Here is a 21182-nt window from a genome sequence, read left to right as displayed (position 1 = left end):
CACTCCCCGTTCGGACGGCGAATCGCATGCCCTGACTCCCGTCCGTTCGCATTGCGGCCCCATCGCAACGCGCACCGCGCGCCGATGGCGGCGTCTGCTTCTCGCGCCCTGGCCGCACGAACCTTCCCCCAACAATCGATAGGAGAGCTGGTGAGCCGACTCGTCGTCGTATCCAATCGCATCGCAGATCCCCGTAAAGCCGCGGCCGGTGGCCTCGCGGTCGCCGTGAAGGACAGCCTGCAGGAAACCGGCGGCGTATGGTTCGGCTGGAGCGGCAGGCTGCGCGGCGGCGACGATCAGCCCACGCATGGCGACGAGGTGCAGATCCAGAACGTCGGCGGCATCCAGCTTGCGACGATCGATCTCGATCCGCAGGATTACGACGCGTACTACCTCGGCTATTCGAACAACGTGCTGTGGCCGGTGTTTCACTACCGGCTCGATCTCGCGCAATTCGACCGGCGTTTTGCCGACGGCTACCGGCGCGTGAACCAGTTGTTCGCGCGCAAGCTGCGCACGCTGCTACGGCCCGACGACACCATCTGGGTCCACGACTACCAGCTGATTCCGCTCGCGGCCGAGCTGCGGGCGATGGGCTGCACGAATCCGATCGGCTTCTTCCTGCACATCCCGATGCCGCCGCCGCCGATCATGGCCGCGATCCCGGAACACGAATGGCTGATGCGCTCGCTGTTCGCATACGATCTCGTCGGCTTCCAGACCGAATCGGACCTGCTCCACTTCGAGCACTACGTCGAAGCGGAAGCCGGCGCCGCGCGGCTGCCGGACGGCCGCCTGCACGCGTTCGGCCGCACGCTTTCGGCCGGTGCGTTCCCGATCGGCATCAACGTCGACGAATTCGAGTCGCTCGCGCGCGACCGCGACGGCATCGACATGTTCGAACGGATGCGCGACGAATATTCGCGCCGCCAGCTGCTCGTCGGCGTCGACCGGCTCGACTACACGAAAGGCCTGCCGCAGCGCGTGCATGCGTTCCGCGAGCTGCTCGAACAGTATCCGGAGAACCGCGACCGCGCGACGCTGATCCAGATCGCCGCGCCGAGCCGCGAGGATCTCGGCGCATACGACGACCTGCGTCGCGAGATGGACAGCCTGTGCGGCGCGATCAACGGCGACTACGGCGAACTCGAATGGATGCCGATGCGCTACATCCACCGCACCGTTGCACGCAAGCGCCTGCCGGGCCTCTATCGCGCGAGCCGCGTCGCGCTCGTCACGCCGCTGCGCGACGGGATGAACCTCGTCGCAAAGGAATTCCTCGCCGCGCAGGACGCAGCCGATCCGGGCGTACTCGTGCTGTCGCGTTTCGCGGGCGCGGCCGAACAATTGAAGTCGGCGCTGCTCGTCAATCCGTACGACACGCAAGGTACCGCGCAAGCAATCCAGCGCGCGCTCGCGATGCCGCTCGAAGAGCGCCGCCAGCGTCACTCGGCACTGATGGCGATCGTGCGCAAGACCGACGTGCACTGGTGGCGCACGCGCTTTCTCAACGCACTTGCCGAAGCGGCCGAAGTCGCGGCCGCGGCCGAGTCGTGACGCGCTGACGCAGCGTCACGCATCCGTTGCCGCGAATTCCAGCGGCGCGCCGTTCACAACCCACACGTCGACCGAAACCGGAATGCCCGCGCCCTTCGCCGAGCGGTGGCGGTTCGTCGATGGGCACCGGCGACAGTGTCGAGCCGGCAAACGTCACTTCGAAGCAGAAGCGCGCCTGCTGCGCGACATCCATCGAAGCGTGCGCGTCGCTCACGGCGACTCCGTGGCAGGACAGAGGAAAAGAAAGCACACCGCGTCGACACGTCGACGTACGCCGGCCACTGGTTGGCGCGGCGCGTTCAGCGATCGGATTCACGCGGCCGCCCGTACGCGATGAAATCGCGCTCGACCGCGGACGCCTGTTCCGTTTCGATCGCCCCGCCACGCGCGCCCGATTCGTCGCCGGGCGCAGCCGATGTGGCGGACGACGGTTCGACGCGCCCGTCGATCAATGCCTGCAGCGCGTCGCGTTCAAGCACCTCGCATTGCAGCAGCCGTTGCGCGATGCGCTCGAGCGCATCGCGGCGCTCGCCGAGCGTCGCGGCGACCCGCGCATGCGCATCCGCGAGCAGCGTACGCACTTCGTCGTCGATCACCCGTGCCGTGTGCTCGCTGCAGCGGCCGTCGCCCGGATGCCATGCGCCGGGGGTGCCCTGGCGTGCATCGCCGTCGTCGAACGTCGCGAGCCCGATCTTTTCGCTCATCCCATACTGCATGACCATGTGGCGCGCCATCGCGGTCGCGCGTTCGAGATCGTTCTGCGCGCCGGTCGATACATCGCCGAACACGAGCTCTTCCGCGACGCGCCCGCCGAGCAGCGCATCGATCCGGTCGAGCAGTTCGCTCCTGCGCAGCACGTAGCGATCCTCGGTCGGCACCTGTTGCGTATAGCCGAGCGCCGCGACGCCGCGCGGAATGATCGACACCTTCTTCACCGGGTCGCAATGCGCACGGCTTTCCGCGACGAGCGCATGACCGGCTTCGTGATACGCGATGGTCAGCTTCTCCTGCTCGTTCATCACGCGACTCTTGCGCTCGAGCCCCGTCAGCGCGCGGTCGATCGCCTCGTCGAAGTCGGCCATGCCGATCGCCGGCTTGCCGAGTTCGGCCGCATGCAGCGCGGCCTCGTTGACGACGTTCGCGAGATCGGCGCCGACGAAGCCCGGCGTGCGCGACGCGAGCTCGCCGAGGTCGACCTCGGCCGCGAGCTTCACGCGCTTCACATGCACGCCGAGAATCTGCCGGCGGCCGTTCACGTCGGGCCGGTCGATCGCGATGTGGCGATCGAAGCGGCCCGGCCGCAGCAGCGCTGGATCGAGGATTTCCGGGCGGTTCGTCGCGGCCATGATGATCACGCCAGAGCCGGCCTGGAAGCCGTCCATCTCGACGAGCAGCTGGTTGAGCGTCTGCTCGCGTTCGTCGTTGCCCGACATCGGGCCGACGCCGCGCACCTTGCCGAGCGCATCGAGCTCGTCGACGAACACGATGCACGGCGCCTTCTGCTGCGCCTGCTCGAACAGGTCGCGCACGCGCGCCGCGCCCACACCGACGAACATCTCGACGAACGCCGAGCCGCTGATCGAGAAGAACGGCACGGCCGCCTCGCCGGCCACCGCGCGCGCGAGCAGCGTCTTGCCGGTGCCCGGCGCGCCGACGACGAGCACGCCCTTCGGAATCTTGCCGCCGAGCCGCTGGTAGCGGTCGGGATTGCGCAGGAACGCGACGAGTTGCTGCAGCTCCGCCTTTGCCTCGTCGATGCCCGCGATATCGTCGAACGTGATGCCGGTTTCCTGCTGCACGTACACGCGCGCGCGGCTCTTGCCCATCCCGGTGAAGTCCTGCAGCCCACCGCGCTTGCGCAGCATCATGTTCCACACGAACACGAACAGCACGAGCGGCAGCAGCCACGACGCGAGCGCGGCGATCCAGCCCGTGTCGGGCGTGCCGTGATAGCGGATGCCGGCGGCGGTCAGCGTGTCGGTCAGGCGCTCGTCGGTCACGCGGTTGGTCGTGAAGCGCCACGGTGCGCCCGCCTGCTGCACGGCCGCGGCTTCGGATGCCGGCAGCATCGTGCCGGCCTGCGGCATCTTCAGCGTGCCCGAGATCGACGCGGGGCCGACCTCGAGATCGTCGACGAGCCGCGCGGCGACGAGCTTGTGGAAATCGCTGTACGCGATCGACGCCGACGTCGGGTGCAGCATCAGCAACTGCGCGGCGAACAACACGAAGAAGCCCGCCGCGATCAGCAATCCCGGGTAGTCGAATTTCCTGTCCATGGCATCGGGCCGGCCTCGTGCTGCGCTGCGTGCGCTCATGCGGGCACGCGTGCGCAACCGGCACGCGGCATCGGCGGCCATGCGAAAACGGCATCCATCCGCGCCATCGTCGCCTCGCTGTGTCGCCTCGTTGCGTCGCATCGACGCCGCCGCGGCGACGCCGTCGGCCGGCGCCGCCGGGCGATCCTCGCCCGGGCGGCACGCCGCGACGCGCCGCCCCTGAATTCAGTCTAGTTCGCGCGCGCGCGTCCCGCATCGCCCGCCGCGCGAGTCGAATCGTCCGACAAACGGCTTTCATTCGCGGCGCTCGCCGCGTTATAGTCGCATTCGTGACATTTTTATGACAATTCGGTCGCCCGCACTTTCCGCGCGACGCCCGGCATTGCATTCCGTCACGCATCGCGGCAGCCTGAGCGACGCCGCCGCGCATCGAACGACACCGCCCACCTGCCCATTCGAGGAGCCCACGACGTGACCGACACCCCCGATCGCCCCGACGACCTTCCCGCCGACCCCGACCGCCGCCGCGTACTCGGCGGCCTCGCCGCTATGGGTGCCGGTGTTGCGCTCGGCGGTTGCGAAACCACCGCGGGCAGCGCGCCGCGTTCGGCCGCCGACCAGCGCATCGATGAAGCGTTGCGCCAGCGCGTGCGCCACATCGTCGTGATCTACGCGGAGAACCGCAGCTTTGCGAACCTGTACGGCGATTTCCCCGGCGTGCAGCATCCGCTCGGCGAAGTGCGGCCCGAACACGCGCAGCAGCTCGATCGCGACGGCAAGACGCCGCTGCCCGTGCTGCCGAAGATCTGGGGCGGGCTCGTGCCGCAGGCGCAGGAAGTGGACGGCAAGCGCTATGCGATCGCCGAGCGCGACATCGACAAGCTGCCGAATGCGCCGTTCCGGATCGCGGACGCGCAGGGCAAGCCGCTGCCGAACGGCGTGATCACGCGCGACCTGTGGCACCGCTTCTACCAGAACCAGATGCAGATCGCGGCCGGCCGCAACAACCAGTTCGCCGCGTGGGCCGATTCGGGCGGCCTCGTGATGGGCCATTACCGCAACTCGGCCGATTCGCTGCGGCTGTGGAACCTCGCGCGGCAATACACGCTGTGCGACAACTTCTTCATGGCGGCCTTCGGCGGTTCGTGGATGAACCACATGTTCCTGATTTCCGCGCAGCCGCCGCTGTATCCGGACGCGCACAAGCATCCGCATGCGGCGAAACTGCTGTCGAAGGTCGAAGGCGACGATCCGGCCGGCACGCGCCTGAAGCTGGCCGACGATTCGCCCGCGTCCGCGCTCGACGGCCCGCCGAAGTTCGCGGCCGACGGCCCGCTGACGCCGGACGGCTACGGCGTGAACACGATGGCGCCACCGTACCAGCCGAGCTACGTGCCGCCGCCCGACCCGGGCAACGCCGCGTATGCGGATCCGGACGACCATCGCGTGATGCCGCCGCAAGGCTATGCGACGATCGGCGACCGCCTGTCGGAGAAGAACGTCGACTGGGCGTGGTACAGCGGCGCGTGGCAGTACGCGCTCGAACATCGCGATACGGGCACCGTGCCGGATTTCCAGTACCACCACCAGCCGTTCAACTACTTCGTGAACTACGCGCCGGGCACGGAAGCCCGCCGCCAGCACCTGCGCGACGCGGGGCTCGGCGACGAGCCGTCGACCAACCGCTTCATCGCCGACATCGATGCCGGCCGTCTGCCTGCCGTCACGTTCTACAAGCCGCAGGGCAACCTGAACATGCACGCGGGCTACGCGGACATCGAATCGGGCGACCGTCACATTGCGACCGTGATCGACCATATCCGGCGCGGTCCGCAATGGGAAAACACCGTGATCGTGATGACGCACGACGAAAACGGCGGCTGGTGGGATCACGTCGCGCCGCCGGTCGGCGACCGCTGGGGCCCCGGTTCGCGGATTCCGGCGCTCGTGATCTCGCCGTTCGCGAAGAAAGGCTTCGTCGATCACACGCTGTACGACACGAACTCGATCCTGCGCTTCATCAGCCGCGTGCACGGGCTCGCGCCGCTCGACGGCGTGGTCCTGCGTAACAAGGCGTTCGCCGCACGCGGCGCGACGCCGCCGGGCGACCTGACGAACGCGCTCGATCTCGGCTGACGGCCGGTTAGCCGCTTGACCGACTGAAACGGCGACGCCCCGGGCAATGCGATGGCTTGCCCGGGGCGTCGTCCGTTTCAGGCCCGGCAGCGTTAGGCCGCGCTTCGCAATGCGTCGCGCCCCGCCTGCGCGGCATGACGGCCGGCCTGCCGGCCGAAAAAGGTCGAATCGGCGAGCGACAGCCCGGAGCTGTACCCGGCGCCCCAGCGCGGCAGCCCGCAGGTCGTGCGGCCGGCTGCGTAGAGGCCCGGCACCGGCGCGCGCGCCGCGTCGAGCACCTGCCCGGTCGGCAGCGTGTCGAGCCCGCCGAGCGTGAAGTGCGGGTAGAACGCGTAGTCGATCCGGCAATCGAGCGCGACGAACGGCGGCTCGATCAGCGGCTGCAGCCACTTCTTCGCCTTGTGGAACAGCGGATCGGCGCCTTCGGCCGCATGGCGGTTGTACACGTCGACGGTCGCCGTGAGCGTGCCGGCCGGCATCTGCAGGTCGCGTTCGACTTCCTCCCACGTTTCGCCGGCCGCCGCGATGCCGATCCGCGCGATCGCGGGCGGCTCCTGGTACGTCGCCTGGTCGACCAGCAGGTAGATGCGATCGCCGGCCTGGTGAAACGCGTGATGGCCCGTACGGCCGTGATAGCCGTCCTCGTTGATGAAGCGCTGGCCGCGCGCGTTCACGAAGATCCCCTTGATCAGCGATTCGGGTGCATAGAACGGCAGGCTGACGAAACCCTGGTCCATGTGGATCGCCGCGCCGCCCGCGCTCTGGCCGAGCAGGATGCCCGAGCCATCGTCGCCGGGGCTGCCGATCGGCTCGTCCGAGCGCAGGAATTGCGGCGCGTGCTGGCGCACCATGTCGCGGTTCATCGCGAAGCCGCCCGCGCACAGGATCACCGCGCCGCGCGCCCGCACGAACACCGTCTCGCCATAGGCGCGCAGCACGACGCCGCGCACCGCGCCGTCATCGTCGACGATCAGCGCGAGCGCGCGCGTGTCGTAGCGCGTCGCGACACCGAGCGCCGTCACGCGTTCGGCCAGCACGCGCATCAGCATCTGCCCGCCGCCCCAGCCCGGCCATTGCGGCGTGTGGCCGCGCGGGCACGGTTTCGCGGCCTCGCTGAACGGCCAGGCTTCCTCGCTGCCGGACCAGATCAGGCAATCGTCGGTTTCCGGTTCGACGATCCGCTCGGCGATGAAGGTGTTCTTGTAGGTCAGGCCCTGCGCGACGAGCCAGTCGTGGTGCGCGAGGCTCTCGTTCGCGTAGAGGCGCACCTTCGCCTCGTCGGCGTCGCGGCCGCCCGCGAGCATCAGGTAGCGATAGAGATCCTCCGTGTCGTCGGTGAAGCCGGCCTGCCGCTGCGCGGGCGTGCCGCCGCCGCCGCCGAGGTAGATCTCGCCGCCCGACAGTGCGCTCGTGCCGCCGTAGCTCGATGCGCGTTCGACGATCAGCGTGTCGGCGCCGGCACTCGCGGCTTCGATCGCCGCGCACGCGCCGGCCGCGCCGAAGCCGACGATCACGACGTCGTGTTCGGCATCCCAGCGATGCACGTCGCGAAGGTTCAGGGGGCGAGTCAGGGAATAGTCGGATGACATGAGGATTGGGTCAGCGTGAAGGGATTTGCGGAAAGCGGCGGCCGTGGCGGCGGATTGCCGGGCACACGGCAATGCGAACGCATGCCGCGCGCGATGTCCTGCTCGGGGAAAGTCAAACGATGTGAAGCCGAACCGGCAGCGCGATCGGGCGCCGCACGCAACGACGACGCCCCAGGTTCGGCGACGGCACCTGTGCTGCGCGGCGCACGGCCGCGCCCGCATCACATGCCGCGCAACGCGGCGAAACCGAAGTGTGACGGATCGATCGGCACGCACCCGGTCGGCAAACCGTTCGGATCGACCGAGCGGCACTGCAGGATGCCGGCCGCGTACGGCGGCGACGGGACCTCGTCGGCACCGTATCGCGCCATCGCCATGGCAGCGAACGTGCCCATCGCCAGTACGCACAGTTTGCGAGTCGTCAGTCTCATGATCGTCGTCCCCTCCGGTTGGCCGCTCGTGCGGTTCGTGTCCGGCGCGCATCGCTTGCGACACCGGATGACTGCACGGTAGCCAGCGCCCGGCCGCCGGCCATCGTCCATTTCGACTAGGGGCAAACGCTGAGCGGAAGGTGTACGTCGTGCGGCGGCGCAGCATCGTCGTGACCGAATTCGCCTGCAGCGAGCACCCGCGACGTGTCGGGGGCCTTTGCCGATCCGCCACGCCGATCGTCAGACGCATGTCGCACTTTCGACGCTGCGCCGCACCATCGCCGCCGCATCGCGTTGCGCACGGCCACCGACCCCGGTGTTTTCCCCGACCCTCGCCCTGCTCCGTATGGATGATGAGTCGCCATCGGTCCGATGCGAACCTTCGCCTCGACGTCGCAATGCCGCCGCGTCCGCACTCGCGACGCGACCGACTCTTTCCGTTCTGCCACGGGAGTACCGCATGACCGATTCGAACCCCAGCCACGCGCTGTACGACCTTGCGTGCCGCTACGCGCAAGCCGTCGACCGGCGCGACTGGCCGCGTCTCACTGCGCTTTTCACCACCGATGCCACGCTGACCGGCCCCGGCTTCCACTTCGACGACCGCGACGCGATCGTCGCCGGCATGCGCGTGATCGAGCGCTACGACACGACCCAGCATCACGTGCACAACCAGCTCGTCACGCTCGACGGCGGCGAGGCCGATGTCGAGACCTACTGCGTCGCGTGCCACGTCTATGAGCGCGACGGCGTGAAGCGCAAGCTCGACTGGGGCGTGCGCTATCGCGACCGCTGCGTGTTCGACGGGGGCACGTGGCGCTTCGCCGCGCGCACGCTGCACCTCGACTGGTCGCAGGACCTGCCGCTAGAGGGCTGAACGATGCGCACGCCCCTCCCCCTCATCGGCCGCACCGCGCTCGTCACCGGCGGTGCCGGTGGCATCGGCGCGGCCTGCGCGCACGCGCTCGTCGCCGACGGCGCGGCCGTCGTGCTGATGGGCCGCCGCCGCGACGCGCTCGAACGCGCACAACGGCAACTGACCGACGCCGTGCCCGGCAGCCGCGTCGCGATCCATGCGGGCGACGCATGCGACGAAGGTGACCTGCAGGCCGCGCTCGACTGCGCATGGGCGCTGGACAACCGCCTCGACATCGTCGTGCCGACGGTCGGCGGCGCCGGCTTCCGGCCGCTGCTGCTGCACGATGCCGACAGCTTCCGCGCGGAAATCGACCTGAACCTGCACAGCGCGTTCGCTGCGATCCGTCATGCGGCGCCGCGGCTCGCCGACAGCGGCGGCGGCGCGATCGTCTGCATCTCGTCGACGGCCGCGCAGATCAATTTCCGCTGGCTGTCCGCGTACTGCACCGCGAAGGCCGCGCTCGAAGCGCTCGTGCGCGGCGCGGCCGAGGAACTGGCCGGCGCGAAGATCCGCGTGAATGCGGTGCGCCCGGGCCTCACGCGTTCCGAAGCCACGGCGCCGATGTTCGACAACCAGGCGCTCATCGACAGCTTTCTCGAACAGATCCCGCTCGGCACGCTCGGCGAACCGGAAGCGATCGCGCATGCGGTGCGCTATCTCGCGGGCCCCGAGTCGGGCTGGGTGACCGGCCAGAGCTTCGCGGTCGACGGCGGCCACGAACTGCGCACCAACCCGCGCGTCGACGACACGATCGCGCAGATCTACGGCGCGGCCGCGCTCGATGCGATCAAGGCCGGCCGTGCGCCTGGCGCCGCATGAATACCCGTCTTCCCTCACTCACAAAGGATATCGACCGACCATGAATCGAGTCGCAAACAAGGTCGCGCTGGTCACCGGCGCGGCAAGCGGCGTCGGCCGCGCGGATGCGCTGCTGCTGGCCGCCGAAGGCGCGCGCGTCGTATTGACCGACATCGACGAAGACGCGGGCCGCGCGCTCGCCCGCGAGATCGGCGACGCCGCGCTGTTCGTGCGCCACGACATCGCCGACGAAGACGGCTGGCAGCACGCGATCGCGTCGACGCTCGATCGCTTCGGCCGCCTCGACGTGCTCGTCAACAACGCGGCGATCTGCCCGGTCGGCTCGATCGAGGACACGAGCCTCGACACGTGGCGGCGCGTGATGCGCACCAATGCGGACGGCTATTTCCTCGGCTGCAAGTATGCGATCGGCGCGATGAAGGGCAACGACACGCCGGGCTCGATCGTGATGATGTCGTCGGTCGCCGCGCTCGGCGGGCTGCCGATGATGTGCGCGTACACCGGCTCGAAAGGCGCGGTGACGGCGCTCGCGCGCAGCGTCGCCGTGCACTGCAAGCGCAGCGGCTACCGGATCCGCTGCAACTCGATCCATCCGGACGGGATCTGGACGCCGATGACGCAGGCGCTGATGCCCGACCTCGACCCGGCTGCGCTCGGTATCGGCAGCGATCCGATGGCACGCATGTGCGACCCGCAGGACGTCGCGAATCTCGTGCTGTTCCTGGCATCCGACGAATCGCGTTTCGTCAACGGCGCGGAACTGCGGATCGACAACGCACAACTGGTGTCGTCGCTGTAACGCGGCCCGACGCCTTTCCATTCGAAGGAGTCCCAAGATGATTTCATTCACCGGCAAGACGGTACTGGTCACCGGCGGCGGCGCGGGCATCGGCCGCGCCTGTGCGGAAACGTTCGGCGCGGCCGGCGCGCGCGTGGCCGTGGCCGAGATCGACGCGGCGCGCGCGCAGGACGTGCGGGCGGCGCTCGAAGCGGCCGGCGTCGACGCACTCGTCGGCACCGTGGACGTCACGCGCCGCGACGAGGTCGATGCGTTCGCGCGGACCGTCGACGCGCGCTTCGGCGGGCTTGACGTGCTCGTCAACAACGTCGGCGATTTCCTGCAGATCGCGAAGCCGTTCGACACCTGCACCGACGACGACATCGACCGGCTGTTCGACGTGAACCTGCGCCAGGTGTTCACCGTCACACGCGCGATGCTGCCGTTGCTACGCAAGCGCGGCGCGGGCAGCAGCATCATCGGCGTATCGTCGATCGAAGGCTTCCGCGCGATCCCGAACTGCACCGTGTATGCATCGTTCAAGGCCGCGCTGACCGGCTTCACGAAAAGCCTCGCGCTCGAACTCGGGCCGGCCGGCATCCGCGTGAACCAGATCGCGCCGGAAACCACCGAGACACCGCAGGTGCCCGTCAGCGCGATGGTCGCAGCCGAGCACCACGGTCATATCCCGCGCTGGATTCCGCTCGGGCGCTTCGGCGCGGCCGGCGATATCGCGGGCGCCGCGCTGTACCTCGCCAGCCCGCTCGCCGCGTGGGTCACCGGCACGACGCTGCACGTCGACGGCGGCGCGCTCGCGGCGGCCGGCTGGTATCGCGACCCGAACGGCTTCTGGACCAACATGCCCGTCGTCACGGGCAACGGCTTCAATTTCTGAGCGACACCGCTCGCCTGTTCATTTCACGCGGCGCGTTCGCGCCGCCATCGGAGACTCCATGAAGATCCTGATCGTCGGCGGTACCGGCCTCATCGGCGGCCATGCCGCGCTGCACCTGCATGCGCAGGGCAACCAGATCAGGCTCGCCGCGCGCAAGCCGCCCGCGGCCGGCAGCGCGCTCACGCAGTTCGACGTGCTGCAACGCGACTACGTGGCCGGCAACTTTACGCGCGACGATCTCGCGCCGTTCGACGCCGTCGTGTTCGCGGCCGGCAACGACATCCGCCACCTGCCGCCCGGCACCGACGAAGCCGCGCACTGGGAACGCGCGAACGTCGACGCGGTGCCGCGCTTCTTCGCGCTGGCCCGCGACGCCGGCGTGAAGCGCGCGGTGCTGGTCGGCAGCTTCTACCCACAGGTCGCACCGGCGCTCGTCGACACGGTGCCGTACGTGCGCTCGCGCCATCTCGCCGACGAACGCGTGCGGGCTCTTGCGACGCCGTCGTTCGCGGTGTGCAGCGTGAATGCGCCGTTCGTCGTCGGGTCGGTGCCGGGGATGCGCAACGAGATGTTCGCCGCATACACGGGCTATGCGCTCGGCCAGTTCGCGGGGCTGCCCGTGTACGGGCCGGCCGGCGGCAGCAACTTCATCTCGACGCAATCGCTGTCGGAAGCGATCTGGGGTGCGCTGCAGCGCGGCGAAGCGGGCAAGGCCTATCTCGTCGGCGACGAGAACCTCAGCTTCGCCGACTACTTCGCGGCGTTCTTCCGCGCGGCCGGCAACCCGCAGGACGTGCCGTCGCTCGACCAGGAGCATCCGCTGCTGCCCGACATGGCGATCTACACGGGGCGCGGCAACGTCGTGTCGTACGAGCCCGATGCAGCAGACATCGCACTGCTGCGCTACCGGCGCGGCGACGTGCAACGCGCGGTCGACGAAGTCGTCGCGCATTGCAGCGCGCCGTAAGCGGCGCGGATGCAAAAACGTCCCGCCGCCGGCATGCTGCGCGCCGGCGGCGGGACGTCGTTGTCGATCCGGATCGTCAGGCGCCGAGGCGCTGCTCGATCTTCTTCATCGTATCGGTCATTTCAGCCGGCAAACGCAGCTTCAGCATGTCAAACAGCGCCGCATGCAGCTTCAGCTCCTCGCGCCATTCGTCGGCGTTCATCGACGTCACCGCATCGAACTGCTCGCGCGTGAAATCGAGGCCGTCCCAGTGCAGGTCTTCGTACGCCGGCGATACGCCGAACGCATGCTCGCCGCCGCCGCCCGTGCCTTCGAGGCGGTCGAGCATCCACTTCAGCACGCGCATGTTCTCGCCAAAGCCCGGCCACACGAACTTGCCGTTCGCGTCCTTGCGGAACCAGTTCACGCAGTAGATCTTCGGCAGCGCCGCGCCTGCCGCTTCGAGCTGCTTGCCGAGTTTGAGCCAGTGCGCGAAATAATCGCTGACGTTGTAGCCGCAGAACGGCAGCATCGCGAACGGGTCGCGGCGCACGATGCCCTGCTGGCCAACCGCGGCGGCGGTCGTCTCCGAGCCCATCGTCGCGGCCATGTACACGCCTTCGACCCAGTCGCGCGCCTCGGTCACGAGCGGCACCGTCGTCGAGCGGCGGCCGCCGAAGATGAACGCGTCGAGCGGCACGCCGGCCGGGTTCTCCCAGTCGCCGTCGATCGACGGGCACTGCGCGGCCGGCGCCGTGAAGCGCGAATTCGGATGCGCGGCCTTGCGGCCGGTTTCCTTGGCGATCTCCGGCGTCCACGGGTTGCCCTGCCAGTCCGTCAGCTTCGCGGGCGGCGTCTCGGTCAGCCCTTCCCACCACACATCGCCGTCTTCCGTCAGCGCGACGTTCGTGAAGATCACGTTCTTCGTCAGCGTCGCGATCGCGTTCGGGTTGGTCTTCTCGCCGGTGCCAGGCGCCACGCCGAAGAAACCGGCTTCCGGATTGATCGCATACAGGCGGCCGTCGCGGCCGGGTTTCAGCCACGCGATGTCGTCGCCGATCGTCGTGACCTTCCAGCCGTTGAAGCCCTGCGGCGGGATCAGCATCGCGAAGTTGGTCTTGCCGCACGCGGACGGGAACGCGGCCGCGACGTGATACTTCTTGCCGGCCGGCGACGTCACGCCGAGGATCAGCATGTGTTCCGCAAGCCAGCCCTGGTCGCGGCCCATCGTCGACGCGATGCGCAGTGCGAAGCACTTCTTGCCGAGCAGCGCGTTGCCGCCGTAGCCCGAGCCGAAGCTCCAGATTTCCCGCGTCTCGGGGAAATGCACGATGTACTTGACCGGGTTGCACGGCCACGGCACGTCCTGCTGGCCAGCTTCGAGCGGATGGCCGACGCTGTGGACGCACGGCACGAATTCACCGTCCTCGCCGAGCACGTCGTACACCTCGCGGCCCATGCGCGTCATGATCCGCATGTTCACGGCAACGTACGGGCTGTCGGACAGTTCTACGCCCACGTGCGCGATCGGCGAACCGAGCGGGCCCATCGAGAACGGCACGACATACAGCGTGCGGCCACGCATCGAGCCGCGGAACAGCCCGTTGAGCGTCTCGCGCATTTCGGCCGGCTCGATCCAGTTGTTGGTCGGGCCGACGTCGTCGCGCGATGCCGCGCAGATGAACGTGCGATCCTCGACGCGCGCGACGTCCGACGGATCGGATTGCGCGAGATACGAGTTCGGGCGCTTCGCCGGATTCAGACGCGTGAGCGTGCCCTGGTCGACCATCGCCTGGCACAGCGCATCGTTTTCTTCCTGCGAACCGTCACACCACACGACGCGCTCGGGCTCCGTCAGTGCCGCGATGCGCGACACCCAGTCGATCAGCTTGCGATGTTTGACGAAAGCCGGCGGAACGATCAGCGGGCCGTGTGTTGCTTCGGCCATGGTGTTTTGTGACATGGGAATGTCTCCAGATTATTGGGCGGGGATGGGGGATGCGGGACGAACCCGCGAGATGGGGTATGCGATTGGAGCGCAGGAGGGAGCAGCGCGCAGGACGGGACGCGCGAGCGGAGCGCGCGTCGATGCCGCGATGCGTGCGAGAGAAGGTGACGTCTCGTTAGAGGGTGCGAACGCGAGTTTCGCCATGCAAGCAACCTGCCATACAACTCCATTCCGGCCAGCATACCATCGCCGTTATTGGACGGGCGTTGCGTTGCAACAAGAAACAACTGTGACGGCAGGCCGGCACGCGCGTTGCGGGCAGGTCTATTTTTACCGCGTCATCGCGCGCTTTAGGGACGAAACGGCCGGGATGGCCGCCGGCTGTGGGTTTCGCGGGCGCGGCAATTTCGGTGTGCCGCGCCCGCGTGATGCAAACGCGAATGCGCGCCGGGCGAATTCACGTTTTCGCTACTCAGGCAAACCCTGAATTAGGTTGCGTACACAAACATCCTGATCGAATGCCCGATACACGCCCACGCTCAAAACGGCGCGCCGGGCAATCCGGGGTAATACGCGCCCGCCGCCATCCCGCCGTCGACGGCCAGTTCGGCGCCGTTGCAATACGACGCTTCGTCGCTCGCGAGGAACAGCGTCGCGCGCGCGATTTCGTCGGGCAAGCCGACGCGCTGCAGCGGCACGTTCGCATAGTGCTTGTTGATCTCCTCGAGCGGCGCGCCGGTCGGATTCGACATCGCGGTGTTCACGCCGCCCGGATGGATCGAATTCACGCGCACGCCCTGGTGGCCGAGTTCGAGCGCCGCGACCTTCGTCAGCCCGCGCACGCCCCATTTGCTCGACACGTACGCGGCCAGCGCGTTCACGCCGCGCAGCCCGTCCACCGACGAAATGTTGACGATCGACCCGCTCTTCTGCGCGATCATGTGCGGCGCGATCGTACGAATACCAACGAACGTGCCGACCAGATTGATCGACACCGCGCGTTCGAAATCGCGTTTGGACAGCTCGGTGATGCCGCCGAAGGTCAGCACGGCCGCGTTGTTGACGAGCACGTCGATGCGGCCGAACTGCTCGACGGTCGCCTCCGTCACGCGCACCCAGCTCGCTTCGTCGGCCACGTCGAGCCGCATGAAGCGCGCCGCATCGCCAAGTTCGCGCGCGAGCGCTTCGCTTTCCGCATCGAGCACGTCGCCAATCACGACGCGCGCGCCCTCTTCGACGAACAGCCTGCACGTCGCCGCACCCATGCCACGCGCACCGCCCGTGACGATCGCTACCTTTCCATCCAGTCGACCCATGTCGTCCTCGCTTCGATTCCGGTTTGCCGGCCACCACGCGCATGCATGCGCGCGGCCGCCGGATTCATGATTGACACACGCCGTGCGCCGTCAGCCCCAGTACGCCTGCCCGCCGTCGAGCGGCAGCGTCGCACCCGTCAGGTACGCAGCGTCGCGGCTCGCGAGAAACACGATCGCGCGCCCGATGTCCTGCTCGCAGTCGCCGACACGGCCGAGCGGAATCGTGCGGAAGAACGCAGCGGCTTCCTGCGGATTCGCATCGACCCAGCCCTTCAGGCCCGGCGACAGCGCATGCGGCGCGACCGCGTTCACACGGATGCCGTCCGTGCCCCATTCGCATGCGGCCGCGCGCGTCAGCGCACGAATCGCTTCCTTGGTCGCCGCGTAGGCGCCGTAACCCGACGCATCCCAGCGCACCGCGGCCGACGATGCGAAGTTGACGATCACGCCGTCGCCCTTCAGGTGCGGATGGCATGCACGCATCATCCGCAGCGTCGCGATCGGCCCCGATTCGAGCCCCGCCAGAAAATCCGCGTCGGTCACGTCGAGCAGGCGGCCGAGCGGCACGACCTGTGCGTTGTTGATCAGGATCTGCACGCCGCCGAACCGTTCGACGACGTCATCGACGCACTGCGCGATCTGCGCGGCGTCCATCACGTCGCACACGAACGGCTCCGCCACGCCGCCACGTGCGCGAATGGCTTCGCAGGTCGCGAGCAGCTTGTCGCGCGTGCGGCCAACCACCGCGACGGGCGCACCCTCGGCCGCGAGCGCATGCGCGACGCCCTGGCCGACGCCCTGCCCCGCGCCCGTCACGAGCGCGACCTTGCCCTTCAGGATGCCCATGTGCGCTCCTCAGGCGACGATTGCCGGATGGGCCTGCACGGGCCCGCCGAGCAGTTCGCGATACGACGGTGGCTGCTTGCCGTCGAGATCGGCGATCCCGTACTGCAATGCGGCTTCCGCGCCGACGAGCACCTGCCCGGACAGCGCCATCCGCTGCGGATCGCCGTGGATCGCGTGAATCACGCGGCCGGTGAACTCCGGGCTTTCGGCGACGAGCGAGAACTCCTTGTAGAGATCCGGGTGCTCTTCCCACACACGCGTCGTGCGCTCGGTGCGCAGCGGGCCCATCCAGATCGACACGGTCGCGACGTCGAACGGCCTCAGGTCGACGGCCATGTCCTTCGCGAACTTGTCGACGCCGGATTTCTGCGCGCCGTACGCCGCGCCGTGCATGTAGCAGCTCGCGCCGAACGACGACGTGAACGCGATCAGCCCGCTGCGGCGCTTCGCCATCAGCTGTGCCGCATGCCAGCTCGCGACATACGCCGAGCGCAGCCCGACGTCGAGGATGTTCACGAGGTCGAGCGATTTCTCCCAGAACGGCCCCGGCAGGATCAACTGGTCGTGCAGGTAGGTCGCGTTGTTGACGAGAATGTCGAGCCGCCCGGATTCGCGCTCGACGCGCTCGAACAGCGCCTTCACCTGGGCGTCGTCCGCGTGATCGCAGGCCACCGCGATCCCGCGGCCGCCGAGCGCGTCGATCTCGCGCGCGGTCTCGTGGATCGTGCCGGGCAGCGGCGCATCACCTTCGTTCTGCGAACGGCCCGTCACATAGACTGTCATGCCGGCCGCACCGAGTGCGCGCGCGATGCCCTTGCCCGCGCCGCGCGATGCGCCCGTCACGACGGCGACCGGCGCATCGTGGTTCTGTGTCATGTTCGATGTCTCCTGTGAAATATCCGCCACGACCGTGGCGTTTCGCGTGCGTCAGGCGGCCGGCGGCTGCGCGCCGGCGAACAGCACGCCCGGTGCGTCGCCTTCGTAGCGGGCCGACAGCGTCGACGTGACCACACAGCGCGTGGCCGCGATCTTCCATTCGCCGTCGACCTTCCGGTAAGCGTCGTCGTAATACGCGCCGAGCTGCGTGAGCGTGCGCGCGTTCGTGTCGATCATCTGGTAGTGCAGGCCCCACGTGCCGCGTGCATGCGTGTCGTCGATCACGGCGATGTCGGGATTCACGCCGTGATGCATCTCGACGACGTGCGGATGGCAGCCGAGCCGCTCGAACACGTCGACGAGCGCATCGCGCGTGTCGAACGTGCCGATCCGCCCGTAGTCGATCTGCACGGGGCCGGCCACGAAGCAGTCGCGCATCCCCTGCGGATCCTTGCGATCGCAGCACGTGAAGTAGCGCGCCTTCAGCCGGCGGATCGCGTCGGCGTCTTCCAGCCGGCGCACGCGCGTTTCCAGCGATTCGATGAGGGTCATCCCGTCTCCTTGTTCGGTGCTGGCGCGGTTCGAAGGCCGCGTCGATGCCACGTTACCGCCGCGCGACGCGCCGGCCATCACCCGTTCGGATTAATCCGGCGGTTCGCGCATGAGGGTTTCGTCCGAACAGACGATGTGATGCAGGCGGCTTCGTTCCTACCATCGAACGACACCACCACGAGACACGGCGATGGACGACACGACCCGCACGCTCCACGAGTACGAGCAGATCCGACAGTTGAAGTACCGGTATTTCCGCGCGGTCGATACGCACGACTGGGCATTGCTCGCGGATTGCCTGACCGACGATTGCGAGGCGCGGCTGTATGGCGGCCGCTATGCGTACGACGGTCGCGACGCGTTCGTGTCGAGCCTGCGCGACCTGATCGGCAAGCCGACCTTCCTGACGATGCATCACGGCCATCACCCGGAGCTCACGCTGGTGTCCGCCGATCACGCGTGCGGCGTGTGGTTTCTCGAGGATCACGCGATCAATCTCGAGGACAACTACCTGCTGCACGGGACCGCGTTCTATGACGACCAGTACGTGAAGCGCGACGGCGTGTGGCGCATTCACGCGACGCGCCACGAGCGGCTGTTCGAAACCGTCACGTCGCCGATCCCGCCGTCGTTCACGCTGACCGCGAACCGGTTCGCGCCGGGCGCGCATCACGCGGCCGGATCGCCCGAAACCACTTCCTGAACCCCGGCGGCCACGCCGCCGATCCCGTCATTCCCCTCTGGAGCCGGAGCAATGGAGAAAGTCATTTACGTGTTGTGGCGCGATGCGCAGGCCGCGCCCGACCAGTGGAGCCGCACGGTACGCGCGCACCTCGCCGACAAGCTGTTGTCGCTCGGTGCACACGGCGTACAGGTGAACGTCGTCGATGAAGATGTCGCGCCGGCCGCCGGCCTGAAGCAGACCAATACGCACCCGGGCATCGACGGAATCGTCGCGGTGTGGATGGACAGCGCGAACGCCATGTTCCGCCAGCCGTTCGACGAGGCCGTGCGCGCGGCGGTCCCGCACATGGCCGCGTATCTCGTCACCGAGTCGCAGCCGATTCCGAACACGCGCTTCCCCGCGCGGCCCGGCGAACGCACGACCGGCTTCTCGCAGCTCGCATTTCTCAAGCGCCCGCCGCGTCTCACGCACGAAGCGTGGCTCGACGTGTGGCACGATCATCACACGCGCGTCGCGATCGATACGCAGGACAATTTCCTGTACGTGCAGAACGTCGTCGTGCGCGCGCTCACGCATGCGGCGCCCGTCTACGACGCGATCGTCGAGGAGTGCTTCCCGGCTGCGGCAATGACCGATCCGCATGCGTTCTTCGATGCGGTCGGCGATGAGGAAAAGTTCCAGCGCAACGTGGCTGAAATGATGGACAGCTGCGGACGCTTCATCGATTTCGACAAGATCGATGTCGTGCCGACGAGCCAGTACGTCGTAAAGGCCGTGCGCGGATAACGCACCAGGATCGAGCGGATAAAAAAACGCCAGCCCCGAGGGGCTGGCGTTGTGCTTCGGGTCCGACGATGATCAGAACTGGTTCATCGTGTTGTCCTTGCCCGCCGCCTTCAGCGCTGCTTCGCCGCTGAAGTATTCCTTGTGGTCGTCGCCGATGTCCGAACCCGACATGTTCTGGTGCTTCACGCAGGCGATGCCCTGACGGATTTCCTTGCGCTGCACGCCTGCCACGTAGCCCAGCATGCCCTGGTCGCCGAAGTATTCCTTGGCCAGGTTGTCGGTCGACAGCGCAGCCGTGTGGTACGTCGGCAGCGTGATCAGGTGGTGGAAGATCCCCGCTTCACGCGATGCATCGGCCTGGAACGTACGAATCTTCTCGTCGGCCAGCGTGGCCAGTTCCGTCTGGTCGTACTCGACGCTCATCAGTTGCGCACGGTCGTAGGCCGACACGTCCTTGCCTTCGGCCTTCATCGCGTCGAACACCTGCTGGCGGAAATTCAGCGTCCAGTTGAACGACGGGCTGTTGTTGTACACCAGCTTCGCGTTCGGGATCACCTTGCGGATCTCGCTGACCATGCCGCCGATCTGCGCGATATGCGGTTTTTCGGTTTCGATCCACAGCAGGTCGGCGCCGTTCTGCAGCGACGTGATGCAGTCGAGCACGCAACGCGCTTCGCCCGTGCCGGCGCGGAACTGGAACAGGTTGCTCGGCAGGCGCTTCGGACGCAGCAGCTTGCCGTCGCGCTTGATGACGACGTCACCGTTGCCCAGTTGGTCGGCCGACAGCTCTTCGCAATCGAGGAACGAGTTGTACTGGTCGCCCAGGTCGCCCGCCGTGGCCGTCACGGCGATCTGCTTGGTCAGGCCGGCGCCCAGCGAGTCGGTGCGGGCAACGATGATGCCGTCGTCCACGCCCAGCTCCAGGAACGCGTAGCGGATCGCGCGGATCTTCGCGAGGAAGTCCTCATGCGGCACCGTGACCTTGCCGTCCTGGTGGCCGCACTGCTTCTCGTCCGACACCTGGTTTTCGATCTGGATGCAGCAAGCGCCTGCTTCGATGAACTGCTTGGCCAGCAGGTAGGTCGCTTCCGCGTTGCCGAAGCCCGCGTCGATGTCGGCGATGATCGGCACGACGTGCGTGACGTGGTTGTCGATCTTTTCCTGGATCGCAGCCTTGGCAGCGGCGTCCTTCGCCGCATCCAGCTCGCGGAACAGGCCGCCCAGCTCACGGGCGTCGGCCTGGCGCAGGAACGTGTACAGCTCGCGGATCAGCGCGCTGACCGACGTCTTTTCGTGCATCGACTGGTCCGGCAGCGGGCCGAACTCCGAGCGCAGCGCGGCGACCATCCAGCCCGACAGGTACAGGTAGCGGCGTTCGGTGCTGTTGAAGTGCTTCTTGATGGAGATCATCTTCTGCTGGCCGATGAAGCCGTGCCAGCAACCCAGCGACTGCGTGTACTTGGCCGGATCGGCGTCGTACGCGGCCATGTCGGCGCGCATGATCTTCGCGGTGTACTTCGCGATGTCCAGGCCCGTCTTGAACTTGTTCTGGGCACGCATGCGAGCGGCGTACTCGGGGCTGATGGCATTCCACGCACTGCCGTGGTTTTCCTTCAAGCCAGCCACTGCCTTGATGTCGTCTTGGTACTGGGACATGTCTATCTCCTGGGAACGAAGCGCATTTGAGTAAAGGGTTCAGCGTGCCCGCTTCGTGTGACGAAGCGAACTGCATGGACTCAATATTAATCCTGTCCGGCGCGCTTTCCATCAAGTCTTATATAAGACATAAGATATAAATTTTCCTTGTTTTTCAATGAGATAGCCAAG

The 21182-nt window shown here is 67.6% G+C and carries 18 protein-coding genes; 9 read left to right on the top strand and 9 right to left on the bottom strand.

Annotation, left to right across the window (positions count from 1 at the left end; genetic code table 11):
* Positions 1-150: 150 nt before the first annotated feature.
* Positions 151-1557, top strand: coding sequence for an alpha,alpha-trehalose-phosphate synthase (UDP-forming) (gene otsA, locus U5809_RS04325; RefSeq protein ID WP_282509807.1), 1407 nt, complete (start codon positions 151-153; stop codon positions 1555-1557).
* 299 nt (positions 1558-1856) lie between these two features.
* On the opposite strand, the gene ftsH is transcribed toward otsA, so the two are convergent.
* Complete coding sequence (ftsH, locus tag U5809_RS04320) at positions 1857-3833, bottom strand: ATP-dependent zinc metalloprotease FtsH (protein WP_322085670.1); 1977 nt, start codon at positions 3831-3833, stop codon at positions 1857-1859.
* A 471-nt stretch (positions 3834-4304) separates the two neighbouring features.
* On the opposite strand from ftsH, the gene U5809_RS04315 reads away from it, so the two are divergent.
* Entirely contained in the window at positions 4305-5969 is a 1665-nt protein-coding gene (locus U5809_RS04315) for an acid phosphatase (RefSeq protein ID WP_322085669.1), read from the top strand.
* 92 nt (positions 5970-6061) lie between these two features.
* Here the strand turns inward: U5809_RS04315 and U5809_RS04310 are convergent, their stop codons facing one another.
* Both U5809_RS04310 and U5809_RS04305 read right to left on the bottom strand, forming a co-directional pair.
* Positions 6062-7558 carry an FAD-dependent oxidoreductase gene (locus U5809_RS04310; protein ID WP_322085668.1) on the bottom strand — a complete coding sequence of 499 codons (1497 nt, stop codon included), beginning with the start codon at positions 7556-7558 and terminating at the stop codon, positions 6062-6064.
* A 221-nt stretch (positions 7559-7779) separates the two neighbouring features.
* Complete coding sequence (locus U5809_RS04305; RefSeq protein ID WP_006483048.1) at positions 7780-7989, bottom strand: hypothetical protein; 210 nt, start codon at positions 7987-7989, stop codon at positions 7780-7782.
* A gap of 460 nt (positions 7990-8449) precedes the next feature.
* Between U5809_RS04305 and U5809_RS04300 the strand changes: the two genes are divergently transcribed.
* The 5 genes from U5809_RS04300 to U5809_RS04280 are packed head-to-tail and all read left to right on the top strand — an operon-like array spanning position 8450 to position 12367.
* Positions 8450-8866 (top strand): nuclear transport factor 2 family protein, encoded by a 417-nt coding sequence (locus U5809_RS04300; protein ID WP_322085667.1) that lies wholly within the window; start codon positions 8450-8452, stop codon positions 8864-8866.
* 3 nt (positions 8867-8869) lie between these two features.
* Positions 8870-9727 carry an SDR family NAD(P)-dependent oxidoreductase gene (locus U5809_RS04295; RefSeq protein ID WP_322085666.1) on the top strand — a complete coding sequence of 286 codons (858 nt, stop codon included), beginning with the start codon at positions 8870-8872 and terminating at the stop codon, positions 9725-9727.
* A gap of 40 nt (positions 9728-9767) precedes the next feature.
* Complete coding sequence (locus U5809_RS04290) at positions 9768-10526, top strand: SDR family oxidoreductase (protein WP_322085665.1); 759 nt, start codon at positions 9768-9770, stop codon at positions 10524-10526.
* A gap of 37 nt (positions 10527-10563) precedes the next feature.
* Positions 10564-11400 carry an SDR family NAD(P)-dependent oxidoreductase gene (locus U5809_RS04285; RefSeq protein ID WP_322085664.1) on the top strand — a complete coding sequence of 279 codons (837 nt, stop codon included), beginning with the start codon at positions 10564-10566 and terminating at the stop codon, positions 11398-11400.
* 58 nt (positions 11401-11458) lie between these two features.
* Complete coding sequence (locus tag U5809_RS04280; protein WP_322085663.1) at positions 11459-12367, top strand: NAD-dependent epimerase/dehydratase family protein; 909 nt, start codon at positions 11459-11461, stop codon at positions 12365-12367.
* Between the two features lie 76 nt (positions 12368-12443).
* On the opposite strand, the gene U5809_RS04275 is transcribed toward U5809_RS04280, so the two are convergent.
* From U5809_RS04275 to U5809_RS04255, 5 genes are all read right to left on the bottom strand, one after another.
* The gene (locus tag U5809_RS04275; protein WP_322085662.1) at positions 12444-14309 is read right to left on the bottom strand and encodes a phosphoenolpyruvate carboxykinase (GTP); all 1866 of its coding nucleotides are present in this window, start codon (positions 14307-14309) and stop codon (positions 12444-12446) included.
* Positions 14310-14833: 524 nt separating this feature from the next.
* Positions 14834-15610: a glucose 1-dehydrogenase gene (locus U5809_RS04270; protein WP_322085661.1), complete on the bottom strand. Its 777-nt coding sequence runs from the start codon at positions 15608-15610 to the stop codon at positions 14834-14836.
* A 90-nt stretch (positions 15611-15700) separates the two neighbouring features.
* On the bottom strand, positions 15701-16456 hold the full coding sequence (locus tag U5809_RS04265) for an SDR family NAD(P)-dependent oxidoreductase (protein ID WP_322085660.1): 756 nt from the start codon (positions 16454-16456) through the stop codon (positions 15701-15703).
* Positions 16457-16465: 9 nt separating this feature from the next.
* Complete coding sequence (locus U5809_RS04260; protein WP_322085659.1) at positions 16466-17332, bottom strand: SDR family NAD(P)-dependent oxidoreductase; 867 nt, start codon at positions 17330-17332, stop codon at positions 16466-16468.
* Positions 17333-17383: 51 nt separating this feature from the next.
* Positions 17384-17884, bottom strand: coding sequence for a nuclear transport factor 2 family protein (locus tag U5809_RS04255; RefSeq protein ID WP_322085658.1), 501 nt, complete (start codon positions 17882-17884; stop codon positions 17384-17386).
* 190 nt (positions 17885-18074) lie between these two features.
* Here U5809_RS04255 and U5809_RS04250 point away from each other — a divergent pair, with 190 nt between their 5' ends.
* Positions 18075-18587 (top strand): nuclear transport factor 2 family protein, encoded by a 513-nt coding sequence (locus tag U5809_RS04250; RefSeq protein WP_322085657.1) that lies wholly within the window; start codon positions 18075-18077, stop codon positions 18585-18587.
* Positions 18588-18638: 51 nt separating this feature from the next.
* Entirely contained in the window at positions 18639-19355 is a 717-nt protein-coding gene (locus tag U5809_RS04245) for an EthD domain-containing protein (RefSeq protein WP_322085656.1), read from the top strand.
* Between the two features lie 72 nt (positions 19356-19427).
* Here the strand turns inward: U5809_RS04245 and U5809_RS04240 are convergent, their stop codons facing one another.
* Positions 19428-21011 carry an isocitrate lyase gene (locus U5809_RS04240; RefSeq protein WP_322085655.1) on the bottom strand — a complete coding sequence of 528 codons (1584 nt, stop codon included), beginning with the start codon at positions 21009-21011 and terminating at the stop codon, positions 19428-19430.
* Between the last annotated feature and the right edge of the window lie 171 nt (positions 21012-21182).

Source organism: Burkholderia sp. BCC1999 (genome assembly GCF_905339975.1).
Classification (GTDB): Bacteria; Pseudomonadota; Gammaproteobacteria; order Burkholderiales; family Burkholderiaceae; genus Burkholderia.
The sequence above is the reverse complement of the archived record's forward strand: the minus strand, read 5'-3'. Positions and strand labels throughout refer to the sequence as shown.

Coding starts and splice junctions, on each gene's coding strand:
- ftsH (WP_322085670.1), bottom strand. CDS start 3,833: ATGGACAGGAAATTCGACTACCCGGGATTGCTGATCGCGGCGGGCTTC.
- U5809_RS04310 (WP_322085668.1), bottom strand. CDS start 7,558: ATGTCATCCGACTATTCCCTGACTCGCCCCCTGAACCTTCGCGACGTG.
- U5809_RS04305 (WP_006483048.1), bottom strand. CDS start 7,989: ATGAGACTGACGACTCGCAAACTGTGCGTACTGGCGATGGGCACGTTC.
- U5809_RS04300 (WP_322085667.1), top strand. CDS start 8,450: ATGACCGATTCGAACCCCAGCCACGCGCTGTACGACCTTGCGTGCCGC.
- U5809_RS04295 (WP_322085666.1), top strand. CDS start 8,870: ATGCGCACGCCCCTCCCCCTCATCGGCCGCACCGCGCTCGTCACCGGC.
- U5809_RS04290 (WP_322085665.1), top strand. CDS start 9,768: ATGAATCGAGTCGCAAACAAGGTCGCGCTGGTCACCGGCGCGGCAAGC.
- U5809_RS04285 (WP_322085664.1), top strand. CDS start 10,564: ATGATTTCATTCACCGGCAAGACGGTACTGGTCACCGGCGGCGGCGCG.
- U5809_RS04280 (WP_322085663.1), top strand. CDS start 11,459: ATGAAGATCCTGATCGTCGGCGGTACCGGCCTCATCGGCGGCCATGCC.
- U5809_RS04275 (WP_322085662.1), bottom strand. CDS start 14,309: ATGTCACAAAACACCATGGCCGAAGCAACACACGGCCCGCTGATCGTT.
- U5809_RS04270 (WP_322085661.1), bottom strand. CDS start 15,610: ATGGGTCGACTGGATGGAAAGGTAGCGATCGTCACGGGCGGTGCGCGT.
- U5809_RS04265 (WP_322085660.1), bottom strand. CDS start 16,456: ATGGGCATCCTGAAGGGCAAGGTCGCGCTCGTGACGGGCGCGGGGCAG.
- U5809_RS04260 (WP_322085659.1), bottom strand. CDS start 17,332: ATGACACAGAACCACGATGCGCCGGTCGCCGTCGTGACGGGCGCATCG.
- U5809_RS04255 (WP_322085658.1), bottom strand. CDS start 17,884: ATGACCCTCATCGAATCGCTGGAAACGCGCGTGCGCCGGCTGGAAGAC.
- U5809_RS04250 (WP_322085657.1), top strand. CDS start 18,075: ATGGACGACACGACCCGCACGCTCCACGAGTACGAGCAGATCCGACAG.
- U5809_RS04245 (WP_322085656.1), top strand. CDS start 18,639: ATGGAGAAAGTCATTTACGTGTTGTGGCGCGATGCGCAGGCCGCGCCC.
- U5809_RS04240 (WP_322085655.1), bottom strand. CDS start 21,011: ATGTCCCAGTACCAAGACGACATCAAGGCAGTGGCTGGCTTGAAGGAA.